At 69.3% G+C, this 17,174-nt stretch carries 17 protein-coding genes and 1 riboswitch; of the genes, 6 read left to right on the plus strand and 11 right to left on the minus strand.

All coding sequences use genetic code 11. The annotated features are described in order from the left end of the window. The first annotated feature begins 2 nt into the window (after positions 1-2). Positions 3-1,853: a DNA helicase RecQ gene (recQ, locus tag RF637_RS05160; protein WP_368844307.1), complete on the plus strand. Its 1,851-nt coding sequence runs from the start codon at positions 3-5 to the stop codon at positions 1,851-1,853. Between the two features lie 28 nt (positions 1,854-1,881). Here the strand turns inward: recQ and RF637_RS05165 are convergent, their stop codons facing one another. The 4 genes from RF637_RS05165 to RF637_RS05180 all read right to left on the minus strand — a co-directional run bounded on the left by RF637_RS05165 (position 1,882) and on the right by RF637_RS05180 (position 4,082). Then, entirely contained in the window at positions 1,882-2,730 is an 849-nt protein-coding gene (locus RF637_RS05165; RefSeq protein WP_167319055.1) for an alpha/beta fold hydrolase, read from the minus strand. Between the two features lie 76 nt (positions 2,731-2,806). Beyond that, positions 2,807-2,947 (minus strand): hypothetical protein, encoded by a 141-nt coding sequence (locus RF637_RS05170; protein ID WP_167319054.1) that lies wholly within the window; start codon positions 2,945-2,947, stop codon positions 2,807-2,809. A 530-nt stretch (positions 2,948-3,477) separates the two neighbouring features. Next, entirely contained in the window at positions 3,478-3,828 is a 351-nt protein-coding gene (locus RF637_RS05175) for an amidohydrolase family protein (RefSeq protein WP_368844315.1), read from the minus strand. Beyond that, the gene (locus tag RF637_RS05180) at positions 3,738-4,082 is read right to left on the minus strand and encodes a hypothetical protein (protein ID WP_368844317.1); all 345 of its coding nucleotides are present in this window, start codon (positions 4,080-4,082) and stop codon (positions 3,738-3,740) included. The genes RF637_RS05175 and RF637_RS05180 overlap by 91 nt, the downstream gene beginning before the upstream one ends. Between RF637_RS05180 and RF637_RS05185 the strand changes: the two genes are divergently transcribed. Then, on the plus strand, positions 4,081-5,157 hold the full coding sequence (locus tag RF637_RS05185) for a helix-turn-helix domain-containing protein (RefSeq protein ID WP_368844308.1): 1,077 nt from the start codon (positions 4,081-4,083) through the stop codon (positions 5,155-5,157). The two genes, RF637_RS05180 and RF637_RS05185, sit on opposite strands and share 2 nt — an antisense overlap. Before the next feature lie 24 nt (positions 5,158-5,181). Here RF637_RS05185 and RF637_RS05190 read toward each other — a convergent pair whose 3' ends face one another. Further along, the gene (locus RF637_RS05190) at positions 5,182-5,655 is read right to left on the minus strand and encodes a MarR family winged helix-turn-helix transcriptional regulator (RefSeq protein ID WP_368835682.1); all 474 of its coding nucleotides are present in this window, start codon (positions 5,653-5,655) and stop codon (positions 5,182-5,184) included. A gap of 175 nt (positions 5,656-5,830) precedes the next feature. Here RF637_RS05190 and RF637_RS05195 point away from each other — a divergent pair, with 175 nt between their 5' ends. Further along, a complete protein-coding gene (locus RF637_RS05195; RefSeq protein WP_206399036.1) occupies positions 5,831-7,123 on the plus strand; it encodes an MFS transporter in 1,293 nt (430 codons plus the stop codon). Positions 7,124-7,919: 796 nt separating this feature from the next. On the opposite strand, the gene RF637_RS05200 is transcribed toward RF637_RS05195, so the two are convergent. Continuing rightward, complete coding sequence (locus RF637_RS05200; RefSeq protein WP_131333818.1) at positions 7,920-9,179, minus strand: Y-family DNA polymerase; 1,260 nt, start codon at positions 9,177-9,179, stop codon at positions 7,920-7,922. A 381-nt stretch (positions 9,180-9,560) separates the two neighbouring features. On the opposite strand from RF637_RS05200, the gene RF637_RS05205 reads away from it, so the two are divergent. After that, positions 9,561-10,082: a class I SAM-dependent methyltransferase gene (locus RF637_RS05205; RefSeq protein WP_145008052.1), complete on the plus strand. Its 522-nt coding sequence runs from the start codon at positions 9,561-9,563 to the stop codon at positions 10,080-10,082. A 139-nt stretch (positions 10,083-10,221) separates the two neighbouring features. On the opposite strand, the gene RF637_RS05210 is transcribed toward RF637_RS05205, so the two are convergent. Then, positions 10,222-10,884: a C40 family peptidase gene (locus RF637_RS05210; RefSeq protein WP_186317164.1), complete on the minus strand. Its 663-nt coding sequence runs from the start codon at positions 10,882-10,884 to the stop codon at positions 10,222-10,224. 5 nt (positions 10,885-10,889) lie between these two features. Beyond that, a riboswitch (cyclic di-AMP (ydaO/yuaA leader) is annotated at positions 10,890-11,079 on the minus strand. 590 nt (positions 11,080-11,669) lie between these two features. On the opposite strand from RF637_RS05210, the gene RF637_RS05215 reads away from it, so the two are divergent. Then, positions 11,670-12,080, plus strand: coding sequence for a four-helix bundle copper-binding protein (locus RF637_RS05215; RefSeq protein ID WP_368844309.1), 411 nt, complete (start codon positions 11,670-11,672; stop codon positions 12,078-12,080). A 416-nt stretch (positions 12,081-12,496) separates the two neighbouring features. Further along, on the plus strand, positions 12,497-13,183 hold the full coding sequence (locus RF637_RS05220) for a DUF305 domain-containing protein (protein ID WP_239321849.1): 687 nt from the start codon (positions 12,497-12,499) through the stop codon (positions 13,181-13,183). A 397-nt stretch (positions 13,184-13,580) separates the two neighbouring features. On the opposite strand, the gene RF637_RS05225 is transcribed toward RF637_RS05220, so the two are convergent. From RF637_RS05225 to RF637_RS05240, 4 genes are all read right to left on the minus strand, one after another. Beyond that, positions 13,581-14,276 (minus strand): DUF305 domain-containing protein, encoded by a 696-nt coding sequence (locus RF637_RS05225; RefSeq protein ID WP_144829063.1) that lies wholly within the window; start codon positions 14,274-14,276, stop codon positions 13,581-13,583. A 44-nt stretch (positions 14,277-14,320) separates the two neighbouring features. Further along, entirely contained in the window at positions 14,321-16,552 is a 2,232-nt protein-coding gene (locus RF637_RS05230) for a copper-translocating P-type ATPase (RefSeq protein WP_239321851.1), read from the minus strand. A 51-nt stretch (positions 16,553-16,603) separates the two neighbouring features. Further along, complete coding sequence (locus tag RF637_RS05235; RefSeq protein ID WP_144829070.1) at positions 16,604-16,924, minus strand: heavy-metal-associated domain-containing protein; 321 nt, start codon at positions 16,922-16,924, stop codon at positions 16,604-16,606. A 97-nt stretch (positions 16,925-17,021) separates the two neighbouring features. Next, a partial coding sequence (locus RF637_RS05240; protein ID WP_368844316.1) for an ATP-binding protein occupies positions 17,022-17,174 on the minus strand: 153 nt, incomplete at its 5' end.

A 17,174-nucleotide genomic window follows, 5' to 3' on the forward strand; every position in this document is an offset into this window, starting at 1 on the left:
GCATGACTTCCTCCGCCACTGCCACCACCTCCCTGGGCGTCCTACAGGAGGTTTTCGGGTACGACGCCTTCCGTGGGGAGCAGGCGGAGATCATCGAGCAGGTGGTGGGTGGCGGGGACGCCGTGGTGCTGATGCCCACCGGCGGCGGCAAGTCCCTGTGCTACCAGATCCCCGCCCTGCTGCGGGACGGCACGGGCGTGGTGGTCTCCCCGCTGATCGCGCTCATGGCGGACCAGGTGGCCGCGCTCGAGGCCGTGGGCATCCGCGCCGCGTACCTCAACTCCACCCTGGAGCCCTACGAGGCGCAGGAGGTGGAGCGGCAGCTTCTCGCCGGGGACATTGACCTGCTCTACATGGCCCCCGAACGGCTCATCCTGCCGCGCACCGTTGAGCTGCTGAAGCGCGCACCGATCGCCCTGTTCGCGATCGACGAGGCGCACTGCGTCTCCCAGTGGGGGCATGACTTCCGCCCCGACTACATGGGGCTGTCCGTGCTTGCGGACGCCTTCCCGGATGTTCCCCGCATCGCACTCACCGCGACCGCCACCCGGGCCACCCACCAGGAGATCACCGAGCGGCTGCGCATGGAGAACGCGCGGCACTTCGTCTCCAACTTCGACCGCCCTAACATCCAGTATCGGATCGAGTCCAAGGACCGCGCGAAGGACCAGCTGCTGCGGCTCATCCAGTCGGAGCACCCGGGGGAGGCAGGCATCGTCTACTGCATGTCCCGCAAGAGCGTGGAGTCCACCGCCGCGTGGCTCAGCGCCCGCGGGGTCGACGCCATGCCCTACCACGCGGGTCTCGACGCCGCAGTGCGCCAGGACACGCAGGTGCGGTTCCTGCGGGAGGAGGGAATCGTCGTCGTCGCCACGATCGCGTTCGGCATGGGCATCGACAAGCCGGACGTCCGCTTCGTCGCCCACCTGGATCTGCCCAAGAGCATCGAGGGGTACTACCAGGAGACAGGCCGCGCCGGCCGCGATGGTATGCCCGCAACGGCATGGATGGCGTACGGCCTGGGCGACGTGGTCAACCAGCGGCGCATGATCGACCAGGGAGACGGATCTGACCTGCACAAACGCAATGCGCGCTCGCACCTGGACGCCATGCTCGCCCTGTGCGAGACCACGGACTGCCGTCGTGTCCAGCTGCTGCGGTACTTCGGCCAGGACTCCGAGCCGTGCGGCAACTGCGACACGTGCCTGAACCCGCCCAAGGTCTGGGACGCCACCGTGCCCGCCCAGAAGCTGCTGTCCACGCTCATCAGGCTGCAACGCGAACGCGGTGAGCAGTTCGGCTCCGGCAAGGTCTTCGACATCCTGCTGGGCCGCAGCAACGAGCGCACGGAGGCGTCGCGCCACCAGGAGCTGAGCGTGTGGGGGATCGGGCAGGACCTCTCCGAGCGGGAGTGGCGCTCGGTACTGCGGCAGCTGCTTGCCCGCCGGGTCGTGGAGGCCATCGGTGATTTCGGCGTGCTCGTTCCCGGCCCGGAGGCCGGACCCGTGCTGCGCGGTGAAGGCACCCTGGAGCTGGCGGTGGACAGGGCGCCGACGGCGCGCGCGAACGGACGCGCCCGCAGCGGCGGGGGCAGCGGGCGCTCACGAGCCGCAGACACCCTGGACGAGGCCGCGAAGGAGACCTTCGAGGCGCTGCGGGAGTGGCGGACATCGGTGGCCAAGGAGAAGCAGATCCCGCCCTACATGGTGTTCTCGGACGCCACGCTCGTCGGCATCGTGGAGGCCGCCCCCGCCTCGACCGCGCAGCTCAGCGGCATCAGCGGAGTGGGCGCCAAGAAGCTCGCCGAGTACGGGGACGCCGTGTTGGAGGTGCTGGGCTCCCCGGGGTCCTGACGGTGAGAACTGCCCCGGCCGTTCGGCGTCAGTCGGACGTGACGGAGGATATGCGGTCCACGATGGCCTCGGCCACCGCGGGGGCCTCGCGCTCGGGCAGCCAGTGCCCGGCATCGAGCTCGATGAACTCGTACGGCGCGTGCACGTACACCTCGGTCTCCTCCGCGGCCGTTCGGCCCAGGGCGGGATCCCGGTTGCCCCACACAAACGTGGTGGGCATCGTGATGATGCCGTTTCCGGCATTCTTACCGGTCACGCCGTCCTTGCGCAGCATGGCGCGGTACCAGTTGATGGGCCCGCGCAGGTCGTCCGCGGTGGCGAAGCGACGCCCGTAGCGTTCCGCGGCCTCCTCGGGGATGCCCGCACGGCGGGTAAGGGTTCCCACGCGACCGGCGAGCAGACGCTCCGGTGCGGCGGGGATCTGGAACATGCCGATGTACCAGGATTTCTTGACCTGGTCCGGGGTCTTGAGCGCGTGCCCGAGCGCGGTGGGGTGCGGGGTGGACAGCACGGTCAGCGAGGTCACCCGCTCCGGTGCGCGCAGGGCGATGTCCCAGGCGAGCACCCCGCCCCAGTCGTGGCCCACCAGGTGGAACCGCTCCGCTCCGGCCTCGTCCGCGAGGGCCAGCGCGTCCGCGGAGAGCTCCTCGCGGCGGTACGCGGCCAGCTCGGTGGGTCGGGCGCCCGGGGAGTACCCACGCTGGTCCATGGCGAGAGTGCGCAGCCCCTGCGCGTTCAGCCGTTCGGCGACGTCGTCCCAGCCGCGGGCATCCTGCGGGAAACCGTGCAGCAACAGGACCACGGGGCCGTCCTCCGGGCCCTGGTCGAGAACGTCGAACGTGAGTCCCTGTCGCGTGAAGCTGGTGATCCGAGTCATGCCTCCACCCTATGACGCACGGAGGGGCTCGTCAGCCGTGGCCCCGGACCTGGGGTGGGTCTGCGGCGGAGCGGGTCTAGAAGCCCCCGATGACGCGCCCAATGATGGCCAGGACGGTGAACGGTGTCACGACCACGGCCAGTCCGATCAGCACGACCTTGCCCACGGCGCCCTCACCGGAGCGCTCGCGGTCCAGCTCGTTGTTGGTGGGTCCCAACGCCGAGTCCCTCGGCGGGCGGGGTGTCCCCCCTTCACACTGCACCCGGAGTGCTCGCTGGCTGCTGCGGCCGCCTTGCTGCGGTCCCGCTCGTATTCCCCCGGATCGATGTCCGCCACCGCAGCCCATGTCCTGGGTGCTCGTGCGGAGTTGGTGGAGCCACTGTGGCACGCAGGCTGGGTATCCGGAATCGTCCCCCGCCCGGGGCAAGGGAAGGGCGGCAAGGGAAGGGCACGGCGACGTGGCGGGGGCTCATGCACCCGGGGTCGGCCCGGATCCCAGGAACGGAGCGGGCGCCACCGCGGCGGACCGCAGCTGCGCTCCGGCATCCGGTCCCGCTGCGAGGAGAACCAGTGAGTGGTCAGGGGGAACCGCGTCGCATTCCGTGTGCGGGGCGGGCTACGGCGATGGCCCGCAACGACTGCGCGGGGTCGTGCGGGTCCTGACGGTGAACGCGGACGTTCGGTGCGGTGGCGTCGTCGACCTCGACGGACGAGGCCAGCTGACCCGGATCGCCCACGCCGCTGACCTCACAGACCACGTGGTCGAGGTCGGACCGCCGGGCCAAGGGCGGTCCTGGTGCGCTGCACGTCGTCGGTGATTTGGCAGCAGATGCAGCCCTTGGTCAGTTCGATGGTGTTCTCACCGCGGGAGGAGATCAGGGCGGCACCGATGGTCACGGCTTCCAGGGCCTGCTGCGCGGTGATCCGTTCGTGTTCGCCCATCACGCGGCCGGACTGGGTACGGCGCGTGACCGCGTGCTGGACGGTGTGCAGCAGCCCGAGCGGGGTCACGGGGGAGTCCGAGTGAAGGCTGATGGGCACTCCGCAGCGCAGCGCGGTGGCCGCGGCGTTGTTCCGGCGCGCACAGTCCGGACCCACGGTGAGGTCCAGGTGCTGGTCCCCCCCCACGCCCAGATGTGGTTGGCGAACACGTTGGCGCACGCCCCCGGGGCGGCCATCCGGCGGTACTGGGCGGGAGTGGTCATCTGCGAGTGGGTGCACGTGTGCCGGTGGAAGGTCTCGAAGGCCCGCAGGAACTCCTCCGGGGTCACGTTGCAGATCCCGTTGGGCTGGTCCCCGTAGTAGCCCGGTTGCATCACGCGGGCCGGGTGGACGACGGGGGGGGGTGCCATGGACTTCTCCAGTTCTCTGGGGCGGGTGCTCCGGGGACGACGACGCCGCCCCGGGAGTCGACGCGGCGGCGTCGTCCCCGGGGCGCGGGCTGCGGAGCGGGCGGGGCAGGCGGTGGCGCTCACGCTGCTGTCCGAGCGCAGCCGCCGGAATGAGAAGCGCCAGGCGGAGACCGCCCTGCTGCACGAGCTGCGGCGCCCGTGGAACGTGGACGATGACTCCGCGCGGCGGCGCGCGCACGAACTCGGGATCGGCGTGCTGCGCCACGGGGTGCTGAGCGAGGCGGCCCCGGCCGCGTGGCTACCGGTGGTCGTGCGCTGGGAGCGCCCGGGCGCGGACCCGCTGGGCGAGCACCAGGGCGGCGTCGCCGTGCTCGACGCGCTCGCGTGGGCGCTGGGCCGGGAGGGCACGACGGCGCTCGCGGGCCGTCTCGGCGCCGCCTCCGTGGCCGTGCTGGTGCCGCTGGCCGTGCGCACACCTTTGGACGCCGTGGTGGAACGGGTGCTTACGGCGACGGAGCAGCGCCTGGAGGGAGCGTGGCGGGTGCTCGCGGGGGTCTCCGAGCCAGAGTCGGGGATGATCGGCGCGGCCGCCCGCCTGGACGAGGCCGGAATGATCGCGGAGGCCGCGGTGTCCCTGCTCGCGCGGGACGGTTGCGCGGAAGGTGGCCCCTCGCAGGACGGGACCGTGGCGGACCGCGCGGCACAGCACGACGCCGCCCGGTCCGGTTCTGTGCGCTCCGGTTCCGCTCGGCGGCGGCGCTTCCGCGCACAGGACGCGCGGCTGCGCGGGCTGCTCGCGATGCTGCGCGGGGACGAGCGCGTGCAGATGTTCGCACGCGCGGAACTCGGGAGCGTCCTGGACGTGGAGCGCCACGAGGACCGTGAGCTGTTGACGCAGTTCCTGGCGTGCGGCGGGAACAAGAGCCTGCTGGCCCAGCGGATCCACCTCTCCCGCCCGGCGCTCTACGGGCGGCTGGTCCAGCTGGAACGCAGGCTGGGGGTGTCGCTGGACGATCCGGAGTCGCGGACGTCCCTGCACGTGGCGCTGCTGATCGCGGAGGTGGAGGGGTGCTGAACACGGCCCGGGCGGCGTCGTGCGCTAGGACTCGGCGGGGTAGTCGCGCGGCCAGCTGTGGCCGAGGCTCGCCTCCACGCTCTCGTTGAAACGGCGGGTGAGACGGGCCAGCGCGGTGACGTCCTCCTGCGGCCAGTCCGCGATGAAACGCTGGTAGGACTCGCGGCGGACCTCCAGTTCCTCCGCGAGGCGGCGCACGCCCTCCTCGGTGGGCTGGTGCTTCTTGGCGACGCCGCCCTCAGGGTCCTTGATGCGCTCGATCAGACCGCTCTTCATGGCGGCTGCGACCTGCCGGTGGACAGTGGAGATGTCCAGGCCGAAGGACTGGGCCAGCTCGGCCACGCTCATGGGGCCGCCGGCCTGCAGGCGGGCGAGGAGCACGGTGGAGCTGCGGTCCAGCGCCTCCCGGCGGGACTGGGGTGGTGCTCCCTGGAGGGCGTATCTCGAGAGCAACATGTTCTCGTAGACGAGTTCGCTCACTGAGTCATCGCTGTGCACGGTTCCATCCTTTCATCCCCGGGTGGACGGCTTCCGAGGGGCTGCCGCCCTGGCGGCTCTCAACGGTAGGCGGGGCGGAAAGGCGGCGGAGCGGCGTCGTCGGCAAAAATTGCATAATACAAATCCTGGGGTAATATCTTGCACTATACAAACCCAAAAACTCCAGGAGGTGCCCGTGTCGGTCGACGCGAAGGACGACGTTCCCACAGGTCAACTGCCGGTTGTGGTGGAGCAGGCCACGCCCGGTCCCGCGCACTCGGCGGGCCCGGCACGGCTGGTCACTCCCACGTTCGTGGTCGCGTGGGTGGTCAACTTCCTGCAGTACCTGACCTTCTACATGCTGGTCACCACCATGGCGCTGTACGCGGTAAAGAGCTTTGCCGCCTCGGACGCGGTGGGCGGTTTCGCGTCCAGTGCATTCGTGGTGGGGGCGACCGTCGCGCGGCTGGTCTCCGGATACCTTGTCGACATCCTTGGCCGCCGGAAGATGCTGCTGATCGCGCTCGTGGTCGTGGTGGTCGCGTGCGCGCTGTACCTGCCTGCCGGGTCTCTGCCCGTGCTGATCGGGGTGCGTCTGCTGCACGGTTTCGGGTACGCGTTCGCGAGCACCGCCGTCATGACGATCGCGCAGTCCGTGATCCCCGACTCCCGCCGCGGCGAGGGCACCGGGTACTTCGCGCTGGGCACCACGCTGGCCACTGCGGTGGGGCCCGCGCTGGGGCTCTTCCTGGTGGGTTCGCTGAACTACACGTGGCTGTTCTGGACGACCCTCGTCACCGCCGTGCTCGGCCTGGTGCTGGGTGTCTTCTTGCGGGAGCCCCTGGTCAAGCGTGAAGCCCAGGCCAACCAGGAGGTGGACAAGCAGCGCGCCGCCTTCTCGCTCAGCGACATCGCCCACCCGGCAGTGCTGCCCATCGGCTCCTTCATGCTGGTGGTGGGCGTCTGCTACGCGGGCGTCATCACCTACCTCAACGCCTATGCCGAGGACCGCGGAGTCACCACCGGTGCCGCCCTGTTCTTCGTGGCGTACGCCGTGGCCATGCTGATCATGCGCCTAGTGCTGGGCAAGGTGCAGGACCAGCGCGGCGACAACGTGGTGGTCTACCTGGGCCTCGTCTGCTTCGCTGTGGCCCTGGGCTTCCTGGCGGTGGCGAACCAGGACTGGCAGGTGGTCGTGGCCGGCGCCATGACTGGTCTGGGCTACGGCACGCTCATGCCGGCCGCGCAGGCCATAGCCGTGAACGCGGTGCCCGCCCACAAGCTGGGCACCGGCATCTCCACGCTGCTGCTGCTCATGGACGTGGGCGTGGGTGTGGGCCCCGTGATCCTGGGTCTGTTGCTCTCCGCCGCCGGTTTCGGGGCCATGTACGCGGTTCTCGCCGTGCTGGTAGTCGTTGCCGCCGTGCTGTACCACGCGGTGCACGGGCGGCACCCGCACGCCAAGCGGGGGCGGCTCGTGGTGGACTGAGGTTCGCTCTTTCGGGGGCCCGTGGTTTTCACTGCGGGCCCCTTTCCGTTGTACGGCTGCGTTCGGGGACGACGACGGTGAGGGGCCGGGTGGGCGCGTCTCGTCGTCTCCGCGCCAGGCGGTGCCCTCTCTTCCTGGATCCACTGGTCACGGGACCACCAGCACGGCACCCGCGCCTCCGCGCCCTCCGCCGGGTCCGGGGTCCAGGACTTGCCCGTGCGCGCACGGGGAGTGTGGGCCTCGGTCACCGGGAACCGCTGGGCGCTGCGGCACATGCTCCGACGACGGGCGGGGGTTGCGGGGGTTTGTGCCCCCACCAACCCCCGTGCCTCCAATGGGGATAATGGGGTTAGCGGCGTCGCTAAGTCTGCTGGTAGCCTAGACATAGCAACACCTCGATGGGTGCTTTACCTGGTGTCTCATGAGGAACTTTCGTTGCTATCGGAACACCGCGAAAGTTTGGTCGCTGGAACGGTGTTCGAGACTTTGAAGGCGGTCCCTGGCGGGGGGCCGCCTTCAGTCATGTGCGGGCGGGTATTCGTATTGGGGTAGATCGAGGCTCCGTGCTGCTTGAGCGACGATCCACCATGACATGCTCACGTCGTCCTGCGCCGCAGCGGAGCGGATGGCGGTTTCCACTTCCTGCGGGATCTGGATGACGAGGGGAACCATAGGCCCCAAGGCGCGAGGTATGCGGCGCGCCCCCTTGTCAGTCATGTGACAAAGTATGCCCCATGATTCCGCATTCGTACACAAACCGCCGCTGGTGTGTCGCCAGGCAGGCCAAAAACAGGAATCAGCTGACGGTGCGCAAGGCGTTCCAGTCGGTGGTGTAGCCGGGGGAGAGGGCTGCCTGGTGGTTGTCCCAGGGCTTGGGGGTGCTGGTCGCGGATCGTCCCAAGCCGACCGTGCCGGTGCCGAACCGGGTGTTGACGGCGTCGATCAGGGACCCGATGGGCGCTGTGGTGGGGGCGGTACCGGGCAGGGGCGCGGCAGCACCGGTGTCGGTGAGCTCCAGGCACATCACCCCGGCGCGCATGTACGGGATCCCGTGCACCAGGTGCGGCTCCAGGGCCCTGCGGGCCGTAGCGGCCAGCGCCCCGGGCTCGTGTGTCGGAGCAGGCAGCCTTACATGAGCGTTGGGGTGGTGGTCAGGGCCTGGGCGGTGGGGTGAGGTGGCGGCGAAGACCGTCAGACGCGCGGCTTCCTGGTCCTCCTTGCGCAGCCGGCGCGCGGCCCGCTGGGCGAAATCGGCCACCGCCTCTGCGATCAGGGCAGGGTCGAGGATTGGTTCGGGGAAGGAGCGGGAGACCAGGATCTGCTGCTTGGTGGCGGTCTCTTCTTCCACGGGGATCGCCGGCACCGCGTTGAGCTCGAGCGCGGTGCGCATCAGCACCACGGAGAACCGATCGCGGATCCGTACCGGGTCAGCGTCGCGCAGCTCGGCGACGGTGGTGGTCCCCTGGGCTGCCAGGCGGCGGGCGGTGCGCGCGGCCACCCCCCACACCTCGGTCACTGGCAGGGTGCCCATAAGCCGGCCCCAGAAGCCCGGCGGGGTGTTCTCCCAGTGCACCACGCCCCCGGTGGCGGGGATCTTCTTGGCCGCTTCGGTGGCCAGCTTGGCCAGGGTCTTGGTGGGGGCGATGCCCACGCTGACGGGCAGCCCTACGTTGCGCGCTACCACCCGCTGCAGCTCCCGGCCCCAGGCCAGCAGCTCGCGTGTGTGCCCGGGGGGAGGGGTCAGGAAGCACTCGTCGATCGAGTAGATCTCCTGTGCCTGGGCGTAGCGGTCCAGCAGAGCCATGGTGCGTTGGGAGAGATCGGCGTAGAGCGGGTAGTTCGAGGATCTGCGCTGCAAGCCCCACCGGCGGGCATCGGCGGCGATCTTGAACCACGGATCTCCCATCTGGATCCCCAGGGCCTTGGCTTCGGCGGAGCGGGCGACCACACACCCGTCGTTGTTGCTCAGCACCACAGTGGGCTTGCCGAGCAGGGACGGGTCGAAAAGACGTTCGCAGGACACGTAGCAGTTGTTCACGTCCACCAGGGCGATCACGCCGAGCGCCCCACGGGGCGTGTTGGTATGTCGCGATGTTCGTTCTTGCGATGTTCCCTGTGCTTGGAGATCTGATCCCTGCCCATGAGAGCAGGTATAGCCGCCGGAGGCGACATCATTGCTGACCCCGCGTGAGGGGGCATGGGTGGGGGTCCGGAGGCCAGGGACCTAGCTTCCTCGAATCAGCGGCCGCGCCCACCCCGGGCGGTGTGCATAGCGAGGTCGCCTCGTCCTTGCCGAGCCGGTTCACTGCTGTCGATCGTGGAACTAGGCTCGGCGCACACGATCCGGATGCACCGGGAGGGGGAGTCCATGCCGAGGATGTCCGCTCTAGAAGCTTCGTGCTGCCGCAGTGCGCCATGGAGTCTTTTGGCCCGGCGAATGGTCCCCTGGGCGACCCAAGGCTTCCCCGTCACCGAGAACGTGCTGGAAATCGGCGGGGGCAGCGGGGCGATGGCCGAAGCGATCGTCCAAGCCAACCCTTGGGTGCGGCTCACTACGACCAACGCCGACCCGGTGATGGTTGAGGTTGCGCAGCAATGCCTTGTCAGATTCCCCCATGCTGAGGCCTGTCAGGCCGACGCCACCCGCCTGCCCTTCGAGGACGAGTCATTTGACACGGTTGTGAGCTTCCTGATGCTCCACCACGTCATCGAGTGGGAACACGCGGTGGTCGAGGGGTCCCGGGTTTTGCGGCCGGGCGGGGCATTGGTGGGATACGACCTGCTTGCCTCACGGATGGCCTCCTTGGTGCACCGGGCCGATCGCTCTCCCCACCGACTCATCGACCCCGGAGCCTTCAAACCAGTTCTCGACCAGGTCGGCCTGGAGCTCCTCGCCCTCCGGTTGTCCTTCGGTGGGCGGATTCTACGCTTTGTTGCCCAGAAGCCAGCTACGCGGTGACCTGCGTTGGCAACCAGGCCTGGACTGCGGGATGAGATCCCGTGCTGTGGGGGCCCTGTCGTTGACAGGGCCCCCACAGCACGGGGGCGGCTTCTCCGGGAGCCCCTGGGTGGATGCCCAAGGCATCCAGTGGTGTGGGTCAGCGGAAGGTGACGTAGCCGACCACGGGCATGGCGTTGACGTCGTGGACGAAGGTGCCCTGGGTCGGATTCAGCGCGGAGATCATCTTGCCGCCGCCCAGGTAGACCCCGATGTGGCCGCCACCGTTCTGGACGACAAGGTCACCGGGCTGGGGGTTGGCGGTCGGGGTACCAGCCGCCCACTGGGCCTGGCTGGTGCGGGGGATCTCGATGCCGTTCTGGGCGTAGACCCACTGGGTGAACCCGGAGCAGTCCCAGGCGCCGAAGGCGGTACCACCCCAGACGTAACCACCGCCCACACCCTGCATGGCGGTGCCCACGAGCCCGCTCCCGGAAGTGGAGACAGCAGTAGTGTCGGTGGACTGGACGGAAACATCCGAGGCCGAGGCCATCTGCGGCGTCGAGGCCGCCTGCGCCCCAGGGGCCGGGGTGGCTGCCGGGACGATCGGGGCCGCGGCGGGGGACGAGGCCAGGGTCGCCACCACGGGGGCGGGGGTGGAGGAGGCGGTGTTCGAGGGGGTCGGTAGCTCGGCGTAGGCCTGGGCGGGTGCCACCGAGCCAAGCACCGTCGCACCAGCGGCGGCTGCGAGAGTGGTGCGGCGAACGAGGCGGGACGGGGTCTGGGCGCGGTGGCGAGCAGTACGGCGCTGGAACATGGGCATGAGTGGATTCCTCCCTTTGCCTGCGAGGTGAGCTGTCGGATGCGGGTGGGAGACACCCGGCCGGGCGGACGCGCGCGTCCGGCCGGCTTAACCCCCAGGCCCCAAGGGCGGGACCGTGTATGGTTCCCCCGCTTCTGCCAAGCGATGTCTTTTCAGCGGACCCCGGGCACCGGCAGAATTCGGCGATGTACCCGGGGATGCCAACCGGATCGGCGATCGGCACGCAGAGGACAGTAGCGAACAGATAACGGAAAAGTCACGTTACGGTTACGGCCGCTCCTCCCCCCTTGTTTCACCGCCGAGCGGGACGGAGAGACGCTCGGGAGTGACCGCCGAGGCGGCGGCCGCCTTCTACTCGCGCCCCAGCACATTGCTGCCGAAGAGGTGCATATCTGACGGCGACTAGCGGATTTACGCGGTGTGCGCCCAGGCCCTCCTGTACCTGCGGCTCCGTCAGAGGGGTGCAAGAGCGCAGCTGCCAGCCCCTGCCGCCTCACAGGGATTGGTAAGAAAAGGATAGGAAATCATCCAGGCTATTTTCAGGAAGTCGTTCTCTTCCGGCGGCGCGAGAGAGATTTCTTCATGAGATCTTCATGGTTCCTATGCATCTTTCACAAAAGGAAATGGATGCGTGGCGTGGCGCGCGCCTCGCTCTCGGGATTTCTTCACGGAATCTTCAAGGAGTAAGTGCTTCATCCGGCCAGATCCGCAGTTTGCTGTCGGTTGTATGGCGGATTGGCTCCGGCCGGTTCGTCTCCTCGGCCGAACCGACGAAGGAGCAAGCCATGACTCATCATGTGACGTCGATGCTGGAGACCTACCCGAAGGACCTGGGCGGGGTGGACGAGGAGAAGCTAGCCGCCTGCATCGAGGCCTGTTTCCAGTGCGCCCAGACCTGTACCGCCTGCGCCGACGCGTGCCTGTCCGAGGACATGGTCGCGGAGCTGACCAAGTGCATCCGCACCAACTTGGACTGCGCGGATCTGTGCGAGGCCACCGGGCGGGTGCTCTCCCGGCACACCGGCTACGACGCGAACATCACCCTGGATGCGATCCGGGCCTGCCAGATGGCCTGTAAGGCCTGCGCGGGCGAGTGCGAGAAGCACGCCTCGATGCACGAGCACTGCCGGATCTGCGCGGAGGCCTGTCGGCGCTGCGAGGCCACCTGCGCCGAGCTGGTCGCCGCCCTGGGCTGAGCCTGCCCCCGCGGACCCATCACCCGGGTGGCGGACGGCGGTGAGAAGCTCCGGGGCTGGCTGGGAGCGAGGCCGCGGAGCAAGCCCGAGCTGCACAAGTCGGGCGACGCCATGACACACCCACCGCCCGGGTGATGCCCCGGGTGACTGATCACCTGGGGAGAAGTTCCTCCACGGAAACCGGGCCTCTTCTGGAGGCCGACGCTGACCCACGGAGGCCGTGGATGGGCCTCCGTCGGTGAAAGAGGAATCTGATCCGTTGACCGGGCACCTCCGGAGGCGGGGGTTCTTTCTTCCCCCCGTATCTCATTGAGCACAGCCCCGCCCGCGCGGATCGTTCCCGCCCCGGCGGCGGGGTGATCACCGAGCCGGCATCTCAGGGTCGAGCTCCCTCGTCGTGGAAGAGAGACATCATCATGGGTTCCACCCCATTCCGTGGCCGCCCCACGGTGGCCGCCACTATCGCCGTCGCCACCGCCTTGCTGGGCGGGGCGACCGCCCCGGCCTTCGCCCGCTGGGAGGCCACCCCGGTCTCTGCCCATACCCAGACCGAGACTCTCCAGCCCGAGCCCACCTCCCCGACCGCCTACGAGTTCGGCGAGACCCTGGCCGGCCTCGAAGGCGAGGAACTGGAGATCACTTTCCTGGCCGAGATCATCGGCCACCACCAGGGCGCCATCGAGATGGCCGAACTGGAGCTGGAGCGCGGCACCAGTCCCGACATCCGCACGCATGCGGAGAACATCGTCGCCGACCAGCAGCACCAGATCGAGCAGTTCACCCGGTGGCTGGATCAGTGGTACGGACTGACCCCGGACGAAGCCAAGGCCCAGGCCCCGGAGGAGGCCCGCCAGGAGATGGCGACCATGGAGGAGGAGATGCAGATGATGCACGAGGAATTGCTGGCGGTGGAAGCCGGTGAAGGCTTCGACGTCGCCTTCGTGCAGAAGATGATTCCGCACCACTCCAGCGGAATCATCGAGTTCCTCGAGCCCCAGGCCCGGGCACCGCACGCCGAACTGCGGGTGGCCTCCACCGCCGGGATCACCACTCAGCAGGCTCAGGTCGCCGACTTCCGCACCTGGCTCGCCGGCCACGGCTGAGGCCCGGTCCCGGGCCCCGCGCGCCGGGGGCCCACGGGCATCCGGCGCGTGGGAATCAGTGGTCACCGGCCCGGAGGGGCCCCACGCATTCGGGTGGGGCCCCTCCGGGCCGGTGACCTGCGGTGGCTCAGGCTGACTGCGGGAAGGACTCGTGCCTGGTGGTGGGGGGCCACCCAACAGCAGGTGCTAGTGCGGTGACCGGGTAGGTCGGCGGTGTTTCAGGCCGCCGCGGTGGTGTGGTGGCCCCAGCGGTGGCCCCTTGATGGCGCTCAGGTGAAACTCCCCGCGGCGTACGATCCGCTGCAACCGCTGGCCCTCCGCCGGCGTCAACCGACGCACCTTCACACGTTCAGCCATGCCACCAGTCCAAACCCGGCCGACCCAACCGGTCAACGCACTAGCTCTGGAGCTGCTGGAGCAAGCCGTCCATTTCCTGGATCTCGGCTTCCTGGTCATCGATCACTTTCTGGGCCATCGCGATGGCCTGCGAGTTCTGCCCATTGGTGACCTCTTCCTTGGCCATGTCGATGGCCCCGCGGTGGTGTTCGGTCATCTGGGTCAAAAACAGCTCGGCGGCCTCATCCCCTTCGGCGGCCTGGAGCTGATCCATGTCTTCCTCGGTCATCATGCCCTCCATGCCCGAACCGGAGTCGGAGTCGTGACCCATGGACTCGTGGCCCATGTCCCCGGCCGCCGCTGAGGTGGGCTCACCCCAGGTCTGGAGCATCTGTTCCAGGCGGTCGATCTCCGGGCCCTGGGCGGCGACGATCTTGTTGGCCAGCTCCTGGATTTGCGGATCCACGTTGTCCTTGGCCAGCATCATCTCGCTCATCTGCACGGCCTGCTGGTGGTGGGGGATCATCATCTGGGCGAACATCGTGTCGGCGTCGTTGTGCTCCTCCGAGATTTCCTGGGCGGAGGAGGAGCCAGAGGGGGCGGTCGTGCCGGTGGTCTCGGTGCTTCCGGCACCTGCCGCTGCAGACGTAGCGGCCTCGGAGGCCGCCCCGGTGTTCTCCTCGCCGTTGGTGCCGCAGCCGGCCAGGGCCAGAGCCGAGGCCAGGGCGAGGGTGATGAGGGTGGTGGAACGCTTCACAGTGTGTCCTTCTCTTGTTGTTGAGGGGTTGGGGAAAGGGTGGCTCAGGAGGTGGGGACGGTCGCGGGTTGTTCGGCGGGCCGGCGGTCCTCGGTGCTGGTGGTGGACAGGTGGGCGGGGTCCAGGTCGAGCCGGCGCAGCAGCTGGGCGTTGAGTGCCACCACGATGGTGGAGACCGACATCAGCACCGCCCCCACGGCCGGGGACAGTACGATCCCGACCGGGGCGAGCACACCGGCGGCCAGGGGCACCGCGATGACGTTGTAGCCGGTGGCCCAGGCCAGGTTCTGGATCATCTTCCGGTAGCTGGCCCGGGACAGCTCGATCATGGACAGTACCGAGCGGGGGTCGTTGCCGGCCAGCACCACCCCGGCGGACTCCATGGCCACGTCGGTGCCAGCGCCGATGGCGATCCCGACCTCGGCCCGGGCCAGGGCGGGGGCGTCGTTGACCCCGTCGCCGACCATCGCCACCGTCATCCCGCGGGACTGCAGCTCGGTGACCTTGGTGTCCTTGTCCTGGGGCAGGACCTCGGCGAAGACCTCGTCGATGCCCAGATCCGCCCCGACCGCCTCGGCGACCTGCCGGGCGTCGCCGGTGATCATCGCGACCTTCACCCCGCGCTTCTGCAGCGCCGCCACGGCGGCGCGGGACTCGGGGCGCACCTTGTCCTCCAAAGCCAGGGCGCCGATGATCCGCCCGTCCCGGACGACGTGGAGCACACCGGCGCCGCGGTTGGTCCACTCGGTCACGGTGGCGCGTAGCGGAGCGGGCGTGTCGAGAGCCAACTCGCGCAGCATGTTCGGCCCGCCCACGACGATCTCGGCCCCGTCGACGGTGGCCTTCACACCGCGGCCGGCGGCCGCGGTGAAGCCGGTGCCGCGCAGGCCCAGCCGTTGTGCTTCGGCGCTGCGGGCGGCGGCGGTCACGATCGCCCGGGCCACGGGGTGCTCGCTGTCGGCCTCGGCGGCCGCCGCCACGGCGAGCAGCTCGGCCTCGGAGGTGCCGGGCACCGGCGTAGCACCGGTAACGGCGTGCGCGCCCTCGGTCAGCGTGCCGGTCTTGTCGAAGAGCACCACGTCGATGGTGCGCATCCGCTCCAGGGCCATCCGGTCCTTGATCAGCACCCCGGCCTTCGCGGCGCGCTCGGTGGAGATCGCGATCACCAACGGGATGGCCAGGCCTAGGGCGTGGGGGCAGGCGATCACGAGCACCGTGACGGTACGGACCACGGCGTCGTCGGGGCTGCCCAGCAGGGTCCAGGTGATGGCGGTGAGCACGCCGGCGGCCAGGGCGAACCAGAACAGCCACGCGGCGGCCCGGTCGGCCAGGGCCTGGGCGCGGGAGGAGGAGGCCTGGGCGTCGGCGACCATCCGCTGGATCCCGGCCAGGGCCGTGTTCTCGCCCACCGCGTCGACGCGGACCCGGACCGCGTTGTCGGTGGCCACGGTCCCCGCCACCACCGTCTCCCCGGGCCCCCGGGAGACGGGCTGGGACTCGCCGGTGATCATGGACTCGTCGAACTCCGCGGCGCCGTCGACGATCTGCCCGTCGGCCGGAACCCGAGCCCCGGATCGGACCAGGACCACATCCCCGATCGCCAGCTCGGCGATCGGCACGGTGATGGTCTCGCCGTTCACGATCTTCTCGGCCTCGTCGGGCAGCAGTTCCGCCAGGGCGTCCAGGGCGGAGGAGGCCGCCCCCAGCGCCCGCATCTCCATCCAGTGCCCCAGCAGCATGATCACCACCAGCAGCGCCAGCTCCCACCAGAAGTCCAGCTCGAATCCGCCGATCCCCAGGGTGGTCACCCAGGAGGCCACGAACGCGACCGTGATGGCCATGCTGATCAGCAGCATCATCCCCGGCTGCCGGCTCTTGAGCTCGGTGAGTCCGCCCTTGAGGAACGGCATCCCGCCGTAGAAGTAGATGACCGTGCCCAGCACCGGAGCGATCCAAGCCGACCCGGGGAACTCGGGGATGTGGTAGCCCAGCAGGTGCCCGACCATGGGGCTGAACACCACCACCGGGACCGCCAGCACCAAGGAGAACCAGAACTTGTTCTTGAACATCGCCGTGGAGTGCCCGGCATGTTCGCCGTGGGTGTGGACGGTGTGGTCCTCGTCGAGGGCGGAGTGGGCGTGCCCGTGCGGCATGGCCTGCCCGTGGGTATCGGCATCGCCGTGCTGCCCGTGACCGGCGTGGCCGCTGTGGTCCATGGGTTGCACGGCGTCGGGGTCGGCGTGCGGGTGGCCGTGGTCATGATGCGGGGTGCTCATGATGCTCCTTCCGCGAAGATGGTTGGCTGGTCGGTACGGCGGTGGGGTTACTCAGGCCGCGACGACGGCGTAACCGGCCGCCTCGACCGCGGCCTGCACGGCCTCCGGGGTTGCCATACCGCTCACAGTCACAGTGGAGAGGCCACCGGCCACCAGGTCGATGCGCACATCGGTCACACCCTCCAGGGCGGTGATCTCCTCGGTGACGCTGGTCGCGCAGTGGCCGCAGGTCATGCCCTCCACCTGATACGTGGCGGACGTGCCGGCCGAGGGGGCCGCTTCGGCGGCGGGAGCCGTCTGGTCGGAGGCCGGGGTGCAGCAGGCGCAGCCGGTGGAGGCCATCGGCAGCGGCTGAGGGGTCTCGGGGGTCATCTGGAGTTCCTTCGCTCGGGTTATGCGATACCGCAGGGACCCAAGGGATCCCTACCGCTCTAGGGTATATACCCCATGGGGGTATAAAGCAAGTGGGTCATCCGGTGACCTCTGCTGCCGGGGAACCCACGCGGTGACAGGTGGGCAGCTCCATGGTGAACACCGCGCCGTGTCCGGGGCCGGGGGAGGTGGCGGTGAGGGACCCGCCGTGGGCTTCGACCAGTGCTTTGGAGATGGTCAGGCCGATCCC

It is taken from the genome of Kocuria sp. CPCC 204721, from assembly GCF_040980945.1.
In the GTDB taxonomy this organism is placed as follows: domain Bacteria; phylum Actinomycetota; class Actinomycetes; order Actinomycetales; family Micrococcaceae; genus Kocuria; species Kocuria marina.

What these genes read in the sequence shown, in the direction of transcription:
- RF637_RS05165 (WP_167319055.1), bottom strand. Translation starts at nt 2,730, where the DNA reads ATGACTCGGATCACCAGCTTCACGCGACAGGGACTCACGTTCGACGTT.
- RF637_RS05185 (WP_368844308.1), top strand. Translation starts at nt 4,081, where the DNA reads ATGGACTTCTCCAGTTCTCTGGGGCGGGTGCTCCGGGGACGACGACGC.
- recQ (WP_368844307.1), top strand. Translation starts at nt 3, where the DNA reads ATGACTTCCTCCGCCACTGCCACCACCTCCCTGGGCGTCCTACAGGAG.
- RF637_RS05205 (WP_145008052.1), top strand. Translation starts at nt 9,561, where the DNA reads ATGGTCCCCTGGGCGACCCAAGGCTTCCCCGTCACCGAGAACGTGCTG.
- RF637_RS05235 (WP_144829070.1), bottom strand. Translation starts at nt 16,924, where the DNA reads ATGACCCCCGAGACCCCTCAGCCGCTGCCGATGGCCTCCACCGGCTGC.
- RF637_RS05180 (WP_368844317.1), bottom strand. Translation starts at nt 4,082, where the DNA reads ATGGCACCCCCCCCCGTCGTCCACCCGGCCCGCGTGATGCAACCGGGC.
- RF637_RS05230 (WP_239321851.1), bottom strand. Translation starts at nt 16,552, where the DNA reads ATGAGCACCCCGCATCATGACCACGGCCACCCGCACGCCGACCCCGAC.
- RF637_RS05210 (WP_186317164.1), bottom strand. Translation starts at nt 10,884, where the DNA reads ATGCCCATGTTCCAGCGCCGTACTGCTCGCCACCGCGCCCAGACCCCG.
- RF637_RS05215 (WP_368844309.1), top strand. Translation starts at nt 11,670, where the DNA reads ATGACTCATCATGTGACGTCGATGCTGGAGACCTACCCGAAGGACCTG.
- RF637_RS05220 (WP_239321849.1), top strand. Translation starts at nt 12,497, where the DNA reads ATGGGTTCCACCCCATTCCGTGGCCGCCCCACGGTGGCCGCCACTATC.